Source organism: Bradyrhizobium sp. NAS80.1, from assembly GCF_001908205.1.
Lineage (GTDB): Bacteria > Pseudomonadota > Alphaproteobacteria > Rhizobiales > Xanthobacteraceae > Bradyrhizobium.
In genome coordinates, this window is the sequence record NZ_LGHL01000212.1 from 15,813 (window position 1) to 31,443 (window position 15,631).

The following is a 15,631-nucleotide window of genomic DNA, read 5'->3' on the forward strand; positions in this document are numbered from 1 at the left end:
CGTCCGCAGTACCAATCTCTACGGCTTCTTCAGTGCCTCATGCGGCCGGCCGAAATCCGCTGCCGCCGAGTCCTGGCCGATCTCAACGATGCCGCGGCGGATCGCGCGGGTGCGGGTGAAATGGTCGAACAACGCCTCGCCGTCGCCGCGGCGGATCGCGCGGGTCAGCTTTGCGAGATCCTCGGTGAAGGTGCCGAGCATCTCCAGCACCGCTTCCTTGTTGGCAAGGAACACGTCGCGCCACATCGTCGGGTCGGACGCGGCGATGCGGGTGAAGTCGCGGAAGCCACCGGCGGAGAACTTGATGACCTCGGATTCCGTCACCTGCGCCAGCTCGTCGGCGGTGCCGACGATGGTGTAGGCGATCAGATGCGGCAGGTGGCTGGTGATCGCGAGCACGAGATCATGATGATCCGGCGTCATGACCTCGACCTTTGCGCCCATCGCCGCCCAGAAGGCGCGTAAGTGCGCGACGGCGGATGCGTCGGTGCCTTCCGGCGGGGTGAGGATGCACCAGCGGTTGATGAAGAGCTCGGCGAAGCCGGAATCCGGGCCCGAATGCTCGGTGCCCGCTACGGGGTGCGCCGGCACGAAGTGAATGTTCTTCGGCAGATGCGGCGCCATGTCCCTGACGATCGCGCCCTTGACCGAGCCGACGTCGGAGACGATCGCGCCCGGCTTCAGATGCGCAGCGATCTCCTGCGCCACCGGTCCGCAGGCGCCGACGGGAATGCAGAGGATGACGAGATCGGCGTCCTTCACAGCCTCCGCATTGGTCGCCACGACCTGGTCGACGATGCCGAGCTCGATCACCCGCGCGCGCGTCTTCTCCGAGCGTGCGGTGGTGACGATCTCGCCGGCCAGGCCCTGGAGCTTCGCAGCGCGAGCGATCGAACCGCCGATCAGGCCGAAGCCGATCAGCGCGACGCGCTGGAAGTGCGGATCAACGCTCATTTGCCGGCCATGAAGTCGCGCAGGCCGTCGACGACGAGGCGGTTGGCCTCCTCGGTGCCGATGGTCATGCGCAGCGAATGCGGCAGGCCGTAGTTCTTCAGCGCGCGCAGCACGAGGCCACGCTTGGTGAGGTAGGCATCGGCCTCGTCAGAGGTCTTGCCCTTCTCGGTCGGGAAATGGATCAGCACGAAATTGGCGACGCTCGGCGTCACCTTCAGTCCGAGCTTGCCGATCTGCTCGGTCAGCCAGTTGCGCCAGGTCTCGGTGAACTGCTTCGACATCGCCTGGTGCGCGGTGTCCTCGATCGCAGCGACGGCGGCGTACATCGCCGGCGTCGACACGTTGAAGGGACCGCGGATGCGGTTGACCGCATCGATGATGTGCTCGGGGCCGAACATCCAGCCAACGCGCAGGGCCGCGAGGCCGTGGATCTTGGAGAAGGTGTGCGTCACCACGGTGTTCTCGGTGGTGGCGACCAGCTCGATCCCCATCTCGTAATCGTTGCGCGAGACGTAGTCGGAATAGGCCGCGTCCAGCACCAGCAGCACGTGCGACGGCAAGCCGGCGCGCAGGCGCTTGATCTCGTCGAACGGCACATAGGTGCCGGTCGGATTGTTCGGGTTGGCGAGCCAGACCAGCTTCGTCCGCGGCGTCACCGCCTTGAGGATGGCGTCGACATTACAGGTGAGGTTGGTCTCCTGTGCGACGACGTTCTTGGCGCCGACCGCCATGGTCGCGATCGGGTAGACCAGGAAGCCGTGCGTGGTCGAGATCGCCTCGTCGCCTTGGCTGAGATAGGTGTGGGCGAGCAGATTGAGGATCTCGTCCGAGCCGGCGCCGCAGATGATGCGGTTGGGGTCGAGCCCGAAAGAACGGCCAATCGCTTCGCGCAGCACGCGCGAGGTGCCTTCCGGATAATCTTCCAGATGCGTCGCCACGTTCTTGAAGGCCTCGATCGCCTTGGGCGAGGGCCCGAACGGCGTCTCGTTGGCCGAGAGCTTGAACACCTTGCGGCCCGGCTCCGGCACCGGGCTCTTGCCGGGCGTGTAGGGCGCAATATCGAGAATGCCGGGATTCGGCACGGGGCGGGACATCTTCAACTCCGGATAGGCTGGGCTGCTCGTGACTTACGATTTCGACCCGGCCGGGGGGACCGTATAGCGCGTTGCGTGGCTGCCGACGAGGGCCGTGGACCGCACCGAGGCCCCCGCTTCGATCAGGGCAGCCTTGATTTTGTCGATGCTGGTCGCGCTCGTGACCGAGACCAGCAGCGCCGCGCCGTCGAAAGCGGTATCGGGCACCGCCACGATTTCGGCGAGCGGCGACAGGGCGCGAGCGACCTCGGCGTTCCACCCCGACACGCGGACGCTGAAGGTCTCGACCTCCGTCACCAGGGCGCTGTCGGCGACGCGCGAGACCGCGAACACGGGCATCGCCGCCGGATGATCGGCGCGCTCGACGAAGGGCATCCGCGCGATGATCTTCGGTGCACCGGTCGCTTCCAGCGACAGCCACCACGGCGTACGGCTCGAGGTTGCCGAGACCAGCGCCAGATCGCCCTTGGATTTCGCTACCGCCTCGACCGCTGCCTGCGCGCTGAAATGCGCGACGTAAGGCACGGTGAAGCCGAAATGGAAACGCGCGGAATCGCGCATGGCCGGCTCGCTCACCGAGATGTCGGCATGCACGGAGAATGGGGCCTGCACGTAGGTGAAGGTCGAGATGATGACGCGCCAGATGCTCTCGACCGTGTCGAGCGGCAGGATGCCGCGATGGCGCTGGACGAGGTCACGCATCATGGCGGCCTCGCGCGCCGGGCGGAACGCCGAGCCGACCTCCTGGGTCTGCTTCACCTGGATCAGGCGGTCGATGATGTCGCCGCGCTGCATCAGCAGGCGGTGCATGCCCTCGTCGATCGCGTCGATCTCCTTGCGCAATTCCTGGAGCGATGGTGGCGCGGGCGGACGTTGGGTCATATCTGACAAGGGCTGTTGAGAGGCGTTCCAATGCAGGTCGTCCGGGGACAGATCCGCTGCGGTTGACGTCTTGATTAGGCAGTCGGAGCCGCGAAAGCAAAGAGAAATGACAGTCTTTTCTGCTGATGTGACAGGGACGAATTTGGTTAATCCGGACCGCGACTTGACGAAAATCGCCCAAGCCAGTAGGTTTTGCCTGTTCCGTGGTCATTTGAGCCGGCCGGCTTGCAGCCACGTTAAAAAACTCGCTAAACAGGCCGGGGACGTTTCCGATCCCGGCCGAACCTATCGTTCAGGCCGGGTTTTTCATGGCCTGATGTCAATGCGGTCGAGAGTGTGATCGCAAACGAGGTCGATGATCAGAGATGGTTGGCGTCAAAGCGATTCCCAGTCCCGCGATCAGTGCCGACGATCGGTCGCATGAGGTCGATCATCCGAGCTCCGAGGTCGCGCATTTCGGCGCCGACCAGCCGCTGCGGCTCGATTGCGGCGTCGATCTCACCCCGTTCCAGATCGCCTACCAGACCTATGGCGAGCTCAACGCCGCGCGCTCCAACGCCGTTCTGATCTGCCATGCGCTGACCGGCGACCAGCACGTCGCCAACGTGCATCCGGTCACCGGCAAGTCCGGCTGGTGGGAGACCCTCGTCGGTCCCGGCCGGCCGCTTGATCCTCAACACTACTTCATCATCTGCGCCAACGTCATCGGCGGCTGCATGGGCTCGACCGGGCCGGCCTCGATCAATCCTGCAACCGGCAAGGTATGGGGCCTGGATTTCCCGGTCATCACCATCCCGGACATGGTGCGCGCGCAGGCGATGCTGATCGATCGGCTCGGCATCGATACGCTGTTCGCCGTGGTCGGAGGCTCGATGGGCGGCATGCAGGTGCTGCAATGGACCGCCGCCTATCCCAAGCGCGTATTCTCCGCGCTGGCGATCGCCTGCGCGACGCGGCACTCGGCGCAGAACATCGCCTTCCACGAGCTCGGCCGTCAGGCGGTGATGGCCGATCCCGACTGGCACAATGGCGGCTATGCCGATCAGGGCATCCATCCGCATCGCGGCCTCGCGGTGGCGCGGATGGCGGCGCACATCACCTATCTCTCTGACGCCGCGCTGCATCGAAAATTCGGCCGGCGCATGCAGGATCGCGAGCTGCCGACGTTCTCGTTCGACGCCGACTTCCAGGTCGAGAGCTATCTGCGCTACCAGGGCTCGTCCTTCGTCGAGCGGTTCGATGCCAACTCCTATCTCTATCTGACCCGTGCGATGGACTACTTCGACATCGCTGCCGACCATGGCGGCGTGCTGGCCAAGGCGTTCGCTGGAATCCAGACCCGCTTCTGCGTCGTCTCCTTCACCAGCGACTGGCTGTTCCCGACCTCGGAATCGCGCGCGCTGGTGCATGCGCTGAATGCGTCGAGCGCGCGGGTGTCGTTCGCCGAGATCGAGACCGATCGCGGCCATGACGCCTTCCTGCTCGACGTGCCCGAATTCTTCGACATCTCGCGCGCCTTCCTGCATTCGGCAGGCAAGGCGCGTGGGCTTACCGGCAAGGACGGCTAGCGATGTCTGTACAGGAAGTGCTGCCGCTGGGCGGCCTTGCAACGGAGCAGACCGGCCATTTTCGCGCCGACCATTTGCTGGTCGCCGAGATGGTCAAGCCGGGCTCGAGAGTGCTCGACGTCGGTTGCGGCGACGGCGATCTGCTCCAGCTTCTGGAGACCCGCGGCATCGACGGCCGCGGCATCGAGCTGTCGCGCGAAGGCGTCAATCGCTGCGTCGCCAAGGGCCTCGCGGTGGTGCAGGGCGACGCCGACACCGACCTCGTCAATTATCCGGACGATGCCTTCGACTACGTGATCCTGTCGCAGACGCTGCAGGCGACGCGGCAGCCGAAGGTGGTGCTGGAGAACCTGCTGCGCATCGGCCACCGCGCCATCGTCTCGTTCCCGAATTTCGGCTTCTGGAAGATGCGGCTCCAGCTCCTGATCGGCGGGCACATGCCGCGCACGGAGAATTTGCCGGCGACCTGGTACGACACCGCCAACATCCATTTCTGCACCATCAAGGATTTCGTCGAGCTCTGCGACGCCATCCACGTCAAGATGGAGCGCGCCGAGGCGCTGGACCTCTATGGTCGTCCGCTGCGCCTGCGGCTGCCGTGGTGGGTCTGGAACATGTTCGGCGAGCAGGGCGTGTTTCTGCTGAGCCGGGGCGGGGGGAAATAATAGCCACCGTCATTGCGAGCGCAGCATCCGTTAGACCCTCACCCTGTTAGGATGAGGTCTTGTTTCGCGATGAAATCTTGGACTCTCATTGTGAGGAGCGCCGCCTTCGGCGCGCCTCGAACCATAGAGGCCGAGAACGCTGTTGCCTGAACGCAACAAGCTGCTGAACAGGATCACGCAGTTCCGCACTGTCCAATGCTTGTGCCGCTCAGGCCGAGCGTCTGTGCCGCAAATCCGATAACGAGATTGACCGACGAATTGCGCACGCACGAGCGGCGCCTTTGCAGTCGGCTCAATCGGGTATCGGGGGCGGACAATGCGGACGAACGGAATTGTAGTTGGGGCGATGGCGGCTGTTCTTGGCGTGTGCTCAGCTGATGCGGCTGATCTTGCCTACCAGCCGGCAGTCAAGGCGCCGATCGCGACAGCGGCCGAGAGCTGGACCGGCTGGTACGGCGGCGTGAACCTGGGCGGCACCTGGAATGGACATCAAACGGTCGACACCGTGTCGACGGCGTTCCCGACAGCAGCCGGCGCCTTGCCGGTGAATCTTGCCGACGCGGCCGCGGCAGCCGCGACCACCAGCATCCCGGTCAAGAGTGATCGCTTCATCGGCGGCGGCCAGCTCGGCTGGAATTTTCAGTTCGACCGCGGATGGGTCGCAGGTCTTGAAGCCGACATCCAGGGCGTTGCGGGCGGCGGCACCGGCAGCGCCGTGACAGTCGTGCCTCTCGCCCTGGCGCCGGTCTTCAACTACCAGATGACCACCACGGTCACCAAGCGCCTCGACTATCTCGGCACCGTCCGCGGCCGTCTCGGCTTTCTCGCGACGCCCGCCCTGCTCGTGTACGGCACGGGCGGCCTCGCCTATGGTCGCGTCTCGACCAGCACCGATCTCTTCAGCCTCACTCCGGCCGTCACGAACGGGCCGATCGGCGCGAGCTCGAGTTTCGCGGGCACGCTGGCGGGCTGGACGGCTGGCGGCGGCTTCGAGTGGATGTTCCTGCGATCCTGGAGCGCCAAGGCCGAATATCTCTATTACGACCTCGGTTCGCATTCCTCCAACTTCACGCTGGTCCAGCCTCACGGAGGCCTGGTCGCCTTCGTCAACCCGGTCCAATCCTCGACGCGCTTCGATGGGCACATCGTGCGTCTCGGCGTGAACTGGCACTTCAACTAGTTGACCGGCACTGACCTCGGATCGCGCACCGGCCATCGCCCCGCTTCCACCAGCGTCGCGAACCGCTCCACCGTTTCGTTGAACAGCGCGGGCTCTTCGAGATTGAGCACGTGGCCTGACTTCGGAAACATCGCGAGCCCCGCCGCGGGCAGATGCTTCTTCAGGAACAGGCTCGGTCCGACGCACGGATCATCTTCGTCGCCGCAGATGATCAGCGCCGGCGTTGTGACGCCCCTGATTGCATCCGACATCGTGTAGATCGAGGGGCGGCCGCCCTGGAAGCCGCGCATCGTATTCGCAGAACCCTTGGCATCGTGCCGCGCCAGCGCGGCGTAGAAATCGGCGTGTCCGCGCGGGTCCTTCACCAGGAAGGGAATCCGGCTCGGTGCCTCGCGCGTGGCTTTTGCGACCTCGGTCGAGCCGAGCGTCTCGAATTGCTCGGCATTGGCGCGGCACTGCTTGCGCCAGTTGTCAAGATTCTCGATCTCCGAGCCGGAGCCGACGCCGGCCAGCGTCATCGACAGCGCGCGCTGCGGCGCGTTCAATCCGATCTGGAGCGACGAGTAGGCACCCATCGACAAGCCGACGAGATGCGCGCGCTCGATCTTGAGGTGATCGAGCACGGCAAGCGCGTCGGTGTAGAAGTGCTCATGGGTGTAGACCTCGCCATCGGGCACGTCCGATGGTGTGTAGCCGCGCGCGGAATAGGTGATACAGCGATGGCCGCGCGAGAAATAGCGCATCTGCGGCTCCCAATTGGTGTAGTCGGCCGCGAACTCGTGCAGAAAAATAATCGGCGTTCCCTGACCCGCTTCTTCGAAATAGATGCGGACGTCGTCCCTGGTCGTGGCGTGGGGCATTAACTATTTCCCTCTCTTCGAGCCGTAGTGAGAGAATTGCAGTTAACGCTGTTGTCCGCAATGCGGCAGCATCAGACCAGCACCGACACAAATTCATCGCAGCAATTCCCGGGGCGCGGCGTCTTTTTCTCGCCACATCGGGCGGCTTAACGGCCCGGCGGATGTCGGCCAGTGCACGGGCCGATCGGAAGTGGGGGTGTCAACGAAGGATGAAGTATGTTTGAGTTGTTTGCGTATCGCCTGTCGCGTTGTGTTGTCGCGCTGGCGCTCTTCTTCGCGGCGGTTGCCGCATTCGTTTCTCCGGCCTCAGCGCGGCCACATCGTCATAGCGCAGAGCGGCACGCTGACGTGCACCACGTCAGCAGACATCATCATTACCGGCACCATGCGCGCAGTTCGCGCTTCGAGCGCAGCGCGGCGCAGTTGCAGGCAAGCGAATTCGCCAGCACCCAGGCCAGCTACAATCCGAACGCCAACAGCGGCGATATGGCCAATAACGGAATGGCAACGAGCGGCGGCGGATCGAGCCTCGTGTCCGAGGCGCGACGTCATCTCGGCGGCAATCCGACCGGACGCGGCAGTCTGTGGTGCGCGCGCTTCATGAACATGGTGCTGCAGCACACCGGCCATCGGGGCACGGGATCCGACATGGCGAACTCATTCGCGCGTTACGGCACGCGCGTCTCCGGCCCGCAGGTCGGCGCCATCGCGGTCATGTCGCGCGGCCGCCGCGGCGGCCATGTCGGCATCATCACGGGCGTGGACGCGCAGGGCAATCCGATCATGATCTCCGGCAACAACGGCAATCGTGTTCGCGAGGCGCCGGTGTCGCGCGGCCGGATCTATGCGTATGTGATGCCGAACTGAAGTTCGTCATTGCGAGCGAAGCGAAGCAATCCAGAATCCTCCCGCGGAAATAGTCTGGATTGCTTCGTCGCTTCGCTCCTCGCAATGACGGAGTGCGTTGCGCCGGTGTGCCGTCACACAAATTTCGGCTCTTCCACCGCAATCGCGTCACCCACGCCGATCTCGCCGTCGGCGATGACCTCGGCATAGATGCCGCAATCCATGTGGCCGAGATTGCGCGAGAGCGTCGGCGGGATTTCGAGATCGCGCGCTGCGGTCAGGGGATCGACGTTGGTGGCTGCACAGCGGACGATGCGCTTGACGACTTTCAGCCGGGCCTCTCCGATCGCGAGCGTCTGGCCGACGAGATCGAGCTCGGACCAGGCCGGCCAGCCCTGGACGTAGAGATTGGCGCGGAAGCGCAGGGGATTCACGGAGGCGCCGCCGAGCATGGTCTCGATCGCGCGGACGCTGCCGAGATTGATGATGGAGACGACCTTGCGGGCGACGTCGGAAAAGCTGTGGTCACGGCCGGACAGCAGCTTTGGCGCGCCCTTCAGCTCGGGCTGAAAGTTTTCGGTGAAGTAGCTCTCGATGGCCGCGCGCCCGGCGGCGGTTTCGAGATCGCCGCTGGCGACGACCTGGCCGTCCTTGCGGATCGTCAGGCGATTGGTCGCATCCTCGAACCGGCTGTCGAGGGCTGCGAGCCGCTCATTGCGCATCAGCATCAAAAATTGGGTCTTGGGCATCCACGCCGGCGCCTCGGGATCGAACCCGCTCGGGCCGTTCTCGATGGCATAGCGGCGGTCGGCGGGCAGGGTCTGGCCGGTCCGCAGGGGGACGCGGGGCAGGGGCTCGGGCGTCAGGCCCTTGATCGGGTAGCGGTAGAGGCCGGTGATCTCGGCGGTCTGGCTGGCTGTCATGCCGCTACTTTAGGGATTCGACCGTGACCCGCCAAGCAGGCGGATCAGCGCACGAAATTGTGAACTCGCCTCTTCCGATCTAAGGGCACGCTTCCCACATCTGGATCAGGTCGGCGCCAGCGCCGGCTGATAATGACCGCTGCCTGTTGACGAACGTCAACGCGGCCAGCGGAAACCCAATGAAGATGCCGTTTGGAGTGCCTTAGAGGGCTCCAGGGGCAGGCCGAGGGAAAGAAAAGACATGAATATCGACAAATATACCGAACGCTCCAGGGGCTTCATCCAGTCCGCACAGTCGCTTGCGGTGCGTGAGGGGCATCAGCAGTTTTCGACCCTGCACGTCCTGAAGGTGCTGCTGGACGACAATGAGGGGCTGGCTGCCGGTCTGATCGACCGTGCGGGCGGCAATTCCCGTGCAATTCTGAAGGCGACCGAGGACGCCCTCAACAAGGTGCCGAAGGTCTCCGGCGGCGGCGCCGGACAGATCTATCTGGCGCCTGAGCTCGCCCGCACCTTCGACGCGGCCGAAAAGGCCGGCGAGAAGGCCGGCGACAGTTTTGTCACCGTCGAGCGGCTTCTGCTCGGCCTCACGCTGGAGAAGACCAGTGAGGCTGGCGCGATCCTGGCCAAGGGCGGCGTCACCCCGCAGAATCTCAACGCCGCGATCGAGGCGCTGCGCAAGGGCCGCACGGCTGACTCGGCGACCGCCGAGAACGCCTATGACGCGCTGAAGAAATATGCCCGCGACCTGACCCAGGCTGCGCGCGACGGCAAGCTCGATCCGGTCATCGGCCGCGACGAGGAAATCCGCCGCACCATCCAGGTGCTGTCGCGCCGAACCAAGAACAATCCCGTCCTGATCGGTGAGCCCGGCGTCGGCAAGACTGCCATCGCCGAGGGCCTCGCGCTGCGCATCGTCAATGGCGACGTGCCCGAGAGCCTCAAGGACAAGAAGCTGCTTTCGCTCGATCTCGGTGCGCTGATTGCAGGCGCAAAATACCGCGGTGAATTCGAGGAGCGGCTCAAGGCCGTGCTCCAGGAGGTCACCGCGAGCGACGGCAACTTCATCTTGTTCATCGACGAGATGCACACGCTGATCGGCGCCGGCAAGGGCGACGGCGCGATGGACGCCTCCAACCTGCTCAAGCCGGCGCTTGCCCGCGGCGAGCTGCACTGCATCGGCGCCACCACGCTCGACGAGTATCAGAAGCACGTCGAGAAGGATGCGGCGCTGGCGCGGCGCTTCCAGCCGATCTTCGTCAGCGAGCCCTCGGTCGAGGACACCATCTCGATCCTGCGCGGACTAAAGGACAAGTACGAGCAGCATCACGGCGTGCGGATCACCGATTCCGCGCTCGTGGCGGCCACGACGCTGTCCAACCGCTACATCACCGACCGTTTCCTGCCGGACAAGGCGATCGACCTCATGGACGAGGCCGCGGCCCGGCTGAAGATGCAGGTCGATTCCAAGCCGGAAGAGCTGGATTCGCTCGACCGCGAGATCATCCGGCTCAAGATCGAGCAGGAAGCTCTCAAGAAGGAGAGCGATGTCGGCTCCAAGACCCGTCTCGAACTGCTCGAGAAGGAGCTCGCCGAGCTCGAGGAGAAGTCTGCAGCGCTGACGTCGCGCTGGAGCGCGGAGAAGAACAAGCTCTCCAACGCCCAGAAGCTGAAGTCCGAGCTCGACGCCTTGCGTGTCGATCTCGCCAACGCGCAACGTCGCGGCGAATTTCAGAAGGCGGGCGAGCTGGCTTATGGCCGGATCCCGGAGCTCGAGAAGAAGCTCGCGGACATCGAGGCGCGTGAAGGCTCCGGCCAGATGATGGAAGAGGCGGTCACCGCCAACCACATCGCGCAGGTGGTCTCGCGCTGGACCGGCGTGCCCGTCGACAAGATGCTGGAAGGCGAGAAAGAGAAGCTTCTCAAGATGGAGGAGCAGCTCGGACAGCGCGTCGTCGGCCAAGCTGAGGCGGTGCGTGCGGTTGCGACCGCCGTGCGCCGCTCGCGCGCAGGGCTGCAGGACCCGAACCGGCCGACCGGCTCGTTCATGTTCTTAGGACCGACCGGCGTCGGCAAGACCGAGCTGACGAAGGCGCTCGCGGAGTACCTCTTCAACGACGAGACCGCGATGGTCCGCCTCGACATGTCGGAGTTCATGGAGAAGCATTCGGTCTCGCGGCTGATCGGCGCGCCTCCGGGTTATGTCGGTTATGACGAGGGTGGTGCGCTTACCGAAGCGGTGCGGCGCCGGCCTTACCAGGTGGTGCTGTTCGACGAGATCGAGAAGGCGCATCCGGACGTCTTCAACGTCCTGTTGCAGGTGCTCGACGACGGCCGGCTGACCGATGGCCAGGGCCGAACCGTCGATTTCCGCAACACGCTGATCATCATGACCTCGAACCTCGGCTCGGAGTTTCTGGTGAATCAACCGGAGGGCGAAGACACATCAGCCGTGCGTGAGCAGGTGATGGGAACGGTGCGGGCGCATTTCCGTCCTGAGTTTCTGAACCGCGTCGACGAGATCATCCTGTTCCATCGCTTGCAGAAGAGCGAGATGGGCCGGATCGTCGAGATCCAGTTCGCTCGGCTGCAGAAGCTTTTGACCGATCGCAAGATCGTGCTGACGCTCGATGCGGCGGGACGCGACTGGTTAGCTGCCAAGGGCTGGGATCCCGCGTACGGTGCGAGGCCGCTCAAGCGCGTGATCCAGCGTCACCTCCAGGATCCGCTCGCCGAGATGATCCTGGCCGGCGACGTCAGGGACGGGGATACCGTTGCGATCTCTGCCGCAGGCAACGTGCTGACGTTCAACGGCAAGGCGCCGCAGACTGCCGAAATCGCCACGTTCGAGGCGCCGGCGCCGAAGCGCAAGCTGAACTGATCGCCGGCGCTCGCCGCTCAACAAGATCGCCCCGGAGAGGTCGTCCTCTCCGGGGCGAATTGTTTTGGTCAGGTCTACTGGCTAGCTGACGGGGGAGACGGAGCCGGGGAGGCCGGTCCTTCGTCGTCCCCGTCCTGTTCGAGTTCCGACAGGATGTCCACGAGCTCGCGCACGCGGCCATGCGCGAGCGGACGGAGATCGTTGATCATGGGCTCGTCATTGGCGAGCCAGGCCTGGGCTTCGGCGAGTTCCTCGACGGTCGCGCCGGTTCCGATGATTTGTGCAATCGTGACATCGTCAGCTCCGCCGACGGCCTTGATGACGTCGTCGCGGGAGAGGTGCGGCATGGTCGTTCTCCTCTTGGCGGACTCGCACCAATCAATCGTGAAGATCGCCGAACAGTTCCACGGGTCCAACAGGGGCCGTCCGTGCCATCCGATTTAATGAAACTGTCGCCGCGAACCGGCATTGCCCCAATACACAGGTTCGCCGGCAAATCCTGCCAGCAGGTGCTGCGATCAAGCCCTGTGATCCCTCGCGATCGATCGGTGTCAGCAAAATCGTCGTCGGCGAAGCCTGCTTTTAGCCAGCGCAGAATATCGCCATGAAACAAGATCTCGTCGCCCCAAATCATCCTGTCTTCGATCAGCTTCATCCCAAGATCTACGCGGCCGCCGTCGGCCTTGTTGCCTGGTTCGCGCTGATGGCCTGGGTGCTGTTTGACCGCAGCAGCGATGTCAGCCTGTCCCTCGGCTTCGTCACGTTGCTGTTCATGGTCGCAACCCTGCTGCCGTGGATGCTGTCGCGGCTCTGGAGGAGGTATCGGATGCCGTATGAGCCGCACCTTAAATCGATGTCGCTGCGCGACTGGGAGGCCGGCGAATTCAAGGTTTGGGGTGCAGAACTTCACGGTTCGCACGCCGCGATCGACGTCCTGTTGCCGCTGATGGCCGTGTCGTTCGGCCTGACTGCGATCGGGATCGTCTTCGTGATCGTGCGGGCACAGGTTTTGTCCTAGCCGCAGGTCGACAGAGTCGGGGGATTACCAGCCTAGCGGTTGCTGACCTGCAACGGCCCGCCGGTGGCGTCCGACATGCGGGCGATGGCGCCGTTGCGGCCGCTCATCATGCCGTCGAGCCGGTCGCGTTCCTTCTCGAAGCCGGCAAGCATCGAACCTTCCAGCGAACGGCCGCGCGGCAGTTTCACGCGCATCGGGTCGACGAAGCGGCCGTTGACCAGGATTTCGTAGTGAACGTGGGGGGCCGGTCGACTGGCCGGTCGAACCGACGAAGCCGATGACCTGGCCCTGCCGCACCTTCTTGCCTGGCTCCATGCCCTTGGCGAAAGCCGACATGTGGCCGTAGGCGGTCTCGTAGCCGTTGTTGTGCTTGATGCGGATATATTTGCCGTAGCCGCCCTCGAGCTGGGCTTTCTCGATCACGCCGTTGCCGGCGGAGAAGATCGGCGTGCCGTAGGTGGTGGCCCAGTCGACGCCGGTGTGCATCTTCACATAGCCAAGGATCGGATGGCGGCGGCCGCCGAAGCCGGAGCGCATGATGGCGCTGTTGACGGGCTTGCGCACCAGGAACTTCTTCGCGCTCTTGCCGGTCTCGTCATAGTAGTCGACGACGCCGTCGTCGGCGCTCTGGAAGCGATAGTATTTCTTGGTCTCGCCGCCGACCGTCAGCGAGGCGAACAGCACCTCGTTCTTTTCGGCCGAGGTCACGCCCTCGTCCTCGCCGGCGTAGAAGACGTCGAAGGAATCGCCCGGCTGCACCTTGCGCTGGAAATCGACGTCGTAGGAGTAGATCTTGATCATGTCGTCGATGACCGGCATCGGCACTTTGTTGCGCATCGCGGTCTCGTAGATGCTCTGGTAGAGCCGCACGCCGGAGCCGTCGTCATCGTCATCGTCGTCGCTGTTGGCATTGGCCGCGCCGTCGGCGACGGTGTTCATGCTGGACACGTCGACCGCGACGTATTTGCCGAGATCGGACAGCGCCGCGATTGCCTCCACCATGGTGTCGTTGGCAACGACGACGCGGTAGGGCTGCAGCCGCGCGCCGGGGCTTGCGGGCGCCATCAGGATGCGAAGCTTCTCGCCTTCCTTCAGGCCGCCGTCGCGACCGCGCGGGCCGAGCGTTGCGGCGATCGCCTTGATCTCCTCCGGCGTGGCGCCGAGATCGCGCAGGACGGACGCGACGCTGTCGCCCTTCTTGACCATGTGGACGCGTTCGCCGTTCGGATTACCGCCGGTGATCTGCTCCTTGGTCTTCGGCAGCAGCGTGACGTTTTCCGGCACCACGCGCGTCTCGAAGCCGGCATAGGGATCGGACGGCGACACCTCAGTGGCGTAGGCCATCTTCATGTCGGACGAACCGGTCGCGCCGGAGACGTCGGCGGTCGCATTGGCGAGCGAGGCGTAGCGCACCCCGCCATTGCCGCGCCAGTTGGCGGCGTCGCGCACCCGCATCAGGATGTCGTCGAGCGCCACCACCGCGGAAATCTTGGCCTTCGGCAGCACCGGCGACAGGTCCTTGGTGACGAAGGAGACCTCGGCGTCGGGTTCGACGGCTTCAGGATTGTTGGGGTCATCCGATGCGGTCTTCGGGTCGGAGCCGACGTCGGTCAGCATGCGCTGGGCGTTGAACGGCGGAACCTTTGCCGACAGATCGCTTGTCGTCATCGACAGATTGCCGGCGATCCGGACGAAGGGACGCACCCGCATCACGTCGCGGTTGCCGACACGCGTCACGGTGGAGACGCGCATGATGTTGCGCGAGGCGGTGGATTCGTTCGGCGGCGGCAGGCGGTCGGCCTTGTGCAGCGTGACGGCGCGATCAGCTGCGCCGAACGCACCACGCAGCGCACCTTCGACGCGCTCCGGCACCTTGGCGAAGGTCATCTCGCCGTCGAGCGACGCGAAAACGGCGCCGCCGATCAGGGCCGCGCCGCAGAGTCCGGTCAGAATTGTCCCGCTGAACCATTGTACCGAGACGCGACGGCGATCGATGACGGCGGCCTCAGAACCATCGACGGAAAGCGGCGGCTCGTGGCCGAGATCGATGATCCCGGTCTCACGCCCGTAAGCGCCGCGTAACGTCCTGTGGTTCAACCCAAGTCCCCCAATCAACGACCCAAGATGCCCGTTTTCGAACCCTTCCTGGCCGCCCTCTTGAAGGGGTGATCGCCGGAAAAGGCAAGCCGCATAGGCGTCCGCGCTCAGAAAGCCCCAACGGGGGGCCGGCCGAAATTACGAACAGCTAGGCAGGTGAAGGTCTCTCGATGTCTCTCGAATGTCCGAAGAAGGCCGCGTCATCGTAAGCTCGCCTCCCTCTGACCCCATGAAAATCGCCGGCAGCCCCCACTGGCATCCCCGCGATTCAAGCTTGTCTCTTATCAGAACGCCGCGGGATTGTGGCTCTAGTACGGCGCCTAATCTGGAAAAATTTCCTGAACGGTTAGGGGCCCGGGCCCGCCCTGGAGGGGCGCGGTAGGCCGCCTCTGGAGCCCCTCAGGAGCTCCCTGGGGCGTGAACTTTTTTTGAGATTTTTACGGCGCGGCTTCGGTCTATTGGTTCCATGGGGCTTCTAACCAGCTGGAAACATGGGAATTTTTCCGGCGACCCGCCGTGCGACGATTTGTTGACAATGGGCGTTGACAATCCAGATCGGCGGGGACTATAACCCAACCACTGAGCGCGGCGCCGCCGGGTCACTGACCAGGGCGAGCGAACGCGCCGCTGATGCTCCTCACCTTGTTGAGTGAACACAACAAC

At 64.3% G+C, this 15,631-nt stretch carries 12 protein-coding genes, 1 pseudogene and 1 riboswitch; of the genes and pseudogenes, 6 read left to right on the forward strand and 7 right to left on the reverse strand.

Annotation, left to right across the window (positions count from 1 at the left end; genetic code table 11):
• Positions 1–18: 18 nt before the first annotated feature.
• Genes AC629_RS36940 through AC629_RS36950 form a run of 3 tightly spaced genes read right to left on the reverse strand, consistent with a single transcriptional unit; the run spans position 19 to position 2,930 of the window.
• The gene (locus AC629_RS36940; protein WP_084809668.1) at positions 19–954 is read right to left on the reverse strand and encodes a prephenate/arogenate dehydrogenase family protein; all 936 of its coding nucleotides are present in this window, start codon (positions 952–954) and stop codon (positions 19–21) included.
• Positions 951–2,048: a histidinol-phosphate transaminase gene (gene hisC, locus AC629_RS36945; RefSeq protein ID WP_084809681.1), complete on the reverse strand. Its 1,098-nt coding sequence runs from the start codon at positions 2,046–2,048 to the stop codon at positions 951–953. Before hisC ends, AC629_RS36940 begins: the two co-directional genes overlap by 4 nt.
• 33 nt (positions 2,049–2,081) lie before the next feature.
• Complete coding sequence (locus AC629_RS36950) at positions 2,082–2,930, reverse strand: chorismate mutase (RefSeq protein WP_084809669.1); 849 nt, start codon at positions 2,928–2,930, stop codon at positions 2,082–2,084.
• Positions 2,931–3,123: 193 nt separating this feature from the next.
• Positions 3,124–3,203, forward strand: a riboswitch (SAM riboswitch).
• A 92-nt stretch (positions 3,204–3,295) separates the two neighbouring features.
• On the opposite strand from AC629_RS36950, the gene metX reads away from it, so the two are divergent.
• The 3 genes from metX to AC629_RS36965 all read left to right on the forward strand — a co-directional run bounded on the left by metX (position 3,296) and on the right by AC629_RS36965 (position 6,343).
• Positions 3,296–4,498: a homoserine O-acetyltransferase MetX gene (metX, locus tag AC629_RS36955; RefSeq protein ID WP_084809670.1), complete on the forward strand. Its 1,203-nt coding sequence runs from the start codon at positions 3,296–3,298 to the stop codon at positions 4,496–4,498.
• 2 nt (positions 4,499–4,500) lie between these two features.
• Positions 4,501–5,163, forward strand: a complete 663-nt coding sequence (gene metW, locus AC629_RS36960) for a methionine biosynthesis protein MetW (protein ID WP_084809671.1) — start codon at positions 4,501–4,503, stop codon at positions 5,161–5,163.
• Between the two features lie 346 nt (positions 5,164–5,509).
• Positions 5,510–6,343: an outer membrane protein gene (locus tag AC629_RS36965; protein ID WP_168195679.1), complete on the forward strand. Its 834-nt coding sequence runs from the start codon at positions 5,510–5,512 to the stop codon at positions 6,341–6,343.
• On the opposite strand, the gene AC629_RS36970 is transcribed toward AC629_RS36965, so the two are convergent.
• Positions 6,340–7,203, reverse strand: coding sequence for an alpha/beta fold hydrolase (locus AC629_RS36970; protein WP_084809673.1), 864 nt, complete (start codon positions 7,201–7,203; stop codon positions 6,340–6,342). The genes AC629_RS36965 and AC629_RS36970 overlap by 4 nt on opposite strands.
• A gap of 216 nt (positions 7,204–7,419) precedes the next feature.
• Between AC629_RS36970 and AC629_RS36975 the strand changes: the two genes are divergently transcribed.
• Positions 7,420–8,070, forward strand: coding sequence for an NlpC/P60 family protein (locus AC629_RS36975; protein WP_084809674.1), 651 nt, complete (start codon positions 7,420–7,422; stop codon positions 8,068–8,070).
• Between the two features lie 113 nt (positions 8,071–8,183).
• Here AC629_RS36975 and AC629_RS36980 read toward each other — a convergent pair whose 3' ends face one another.
• A complete protein-coding gene (locus AC629_RS36980) occupies positions 8,184–8,972 on the reverse strand; it encodes an MOSC domain-containing protein (RefSeq protein ID WP_084809675.1) in 789 nt (262 codons plus the stop codon).
• A gap of 241 nt (positions 8,973–9,213) precedes the next feature.
• Between AC629_RS36980 and clpB the strand changes: the two genes are divergently transcribed.
• Complete coding sequence (gene clpB, locus AC629_RS36985) at positions 9,214–11,853, forward strand: ATP-dependent chaperone ClpB (protein WP_084809676.1); 2,640 nt, start codon at positions 9,214–9,216, stop codon at positions 11,851–11,853.
• Between the two features lie 74 nt (positions 11,854–11,927).
• Here the strand turns inward: clpB and AC629_RS36990 are convergent, their stop codons facing one another.
• On the reverse strand, positions 11,928–12,200 hold the full coding sequence (locus AC629_RS36990) for a hypothetical protein (protein ID WP_084809677.1): 273 nt from the start codon (positions 12,198–12,200) through the stop codon (positions 11,928–11,930).
• A gap of 257 nt (positions 12,201–12,457) precedes the next feature.
• On the opposite strand from AC629_RS36990, the gene AC629_RS36995 reads away from it, so the two are divergent.
• Positions 12,458–12,871 carry a hypothetical protein gene (locus tag AC629_RS36995; RefSeq protein ID WP_084809678.1) on the forward strand — a complete coding sequence of 138 codons (414 nt, stop codon included), beginning with the start codon at positions 12,458–12,460 and terminating at the stop codon, positions 12,869–12,871.
• A 32-nt stretch (positions 12,872–12,903) separates the two neighbouring features.
• On the opposite strand, the pseudogene AC629_RS37000 reads toward AC629_RS36995, so the two are convergent.
• A pseudogene (locus tag AC629_RS37000) lies at positions 12,904–14,968 on the reverse strand (peptidoglycan DD-metalloendopeptidase family protein).
• Between the last annotated feature and the right edge of the window lie 663 nt (positions 14,969–15,631).

Coding starts and splice junctions, on each gene's coding strand:
- hisC (WP_084809681.1), bottom strand. CDS start 2,048: ATGTCCCGCCCCGTGCCGAATCCCGGCATTCTCGATATTGCGCCCTAC.
- AC629_RS36990 (WP_084809677.1), bottom strand. CDS start 12,200: ATGCCGCACCTCTCCCGCGACGACGTCATCAAGGCCGTCGGCGGAGCT.
- AC629_RS36950 (WP_084809669.1), bottom strand. CDS start 2,930: ATGACCCAACGTCCGCCCGCGCCACCATCGCTCCAGGAATTGCGCAAG.
- metX (WP_084809670.1), top strand. CDS start 3,296: ATGGTTGGCGTCAAAGCGATTCCCAGTCCCGCGATCAGTGCCGACGAT.
- AC629_RS36980 (WP_084809675.1), bottom strand. CDS start 8,972: ATGACAGCCAGCCAGACCGCCGAGATCACCGGCCTCTACCGCTACCCG.
- metW (WP_084809671.1), top strand. CDS start 4,501: ATGTCTGTACAGGAAGTGCTGCCGCTGGGCGGCCTTGCAACGGAGCAG.
- clpB (WP_084809676.1), top strand. CDS start 9,214: ATGAATATCGACAAATATACCGAACGCTCCAGGGGCTTCATCCAGTCC.
- AC629_RS36940 (WP_084809668.1), bottom strand. CDS start 954: ATGAGCGTTGATCCGCACTTCCAGCGCGTCGCGCTGATCGGCTTCGGC.
- AC629_RS36970 (WP_084809673.1), bottom strand. CDS start 7,203: ATGCCCCACGCCACGACCAGGGACGACGTCCGCATCTATTTCGAAGAA.
- AC629_RS36965 (WP_168195679.1), top strand. CDS start 5,510: ATGGCGGCTGTTCTTGGCGTGTGCTCAGCTGATGCGGCTGATCTTGCC.
- AC629_RS36975 (WP_084809674.1), top strand. CDS start 7,420: ATGTTTGAGTTGTTTGCGTATCGCCTGTCGCGTTGTGTTGTCGCGCTG.
- AC629_RS36995 (WP_084809678.1), top strand. CDS start 12,458: ATGAAACAAGATCTCGTCGCCCCAAATCATCCTGTCTTCGATCAGCTT.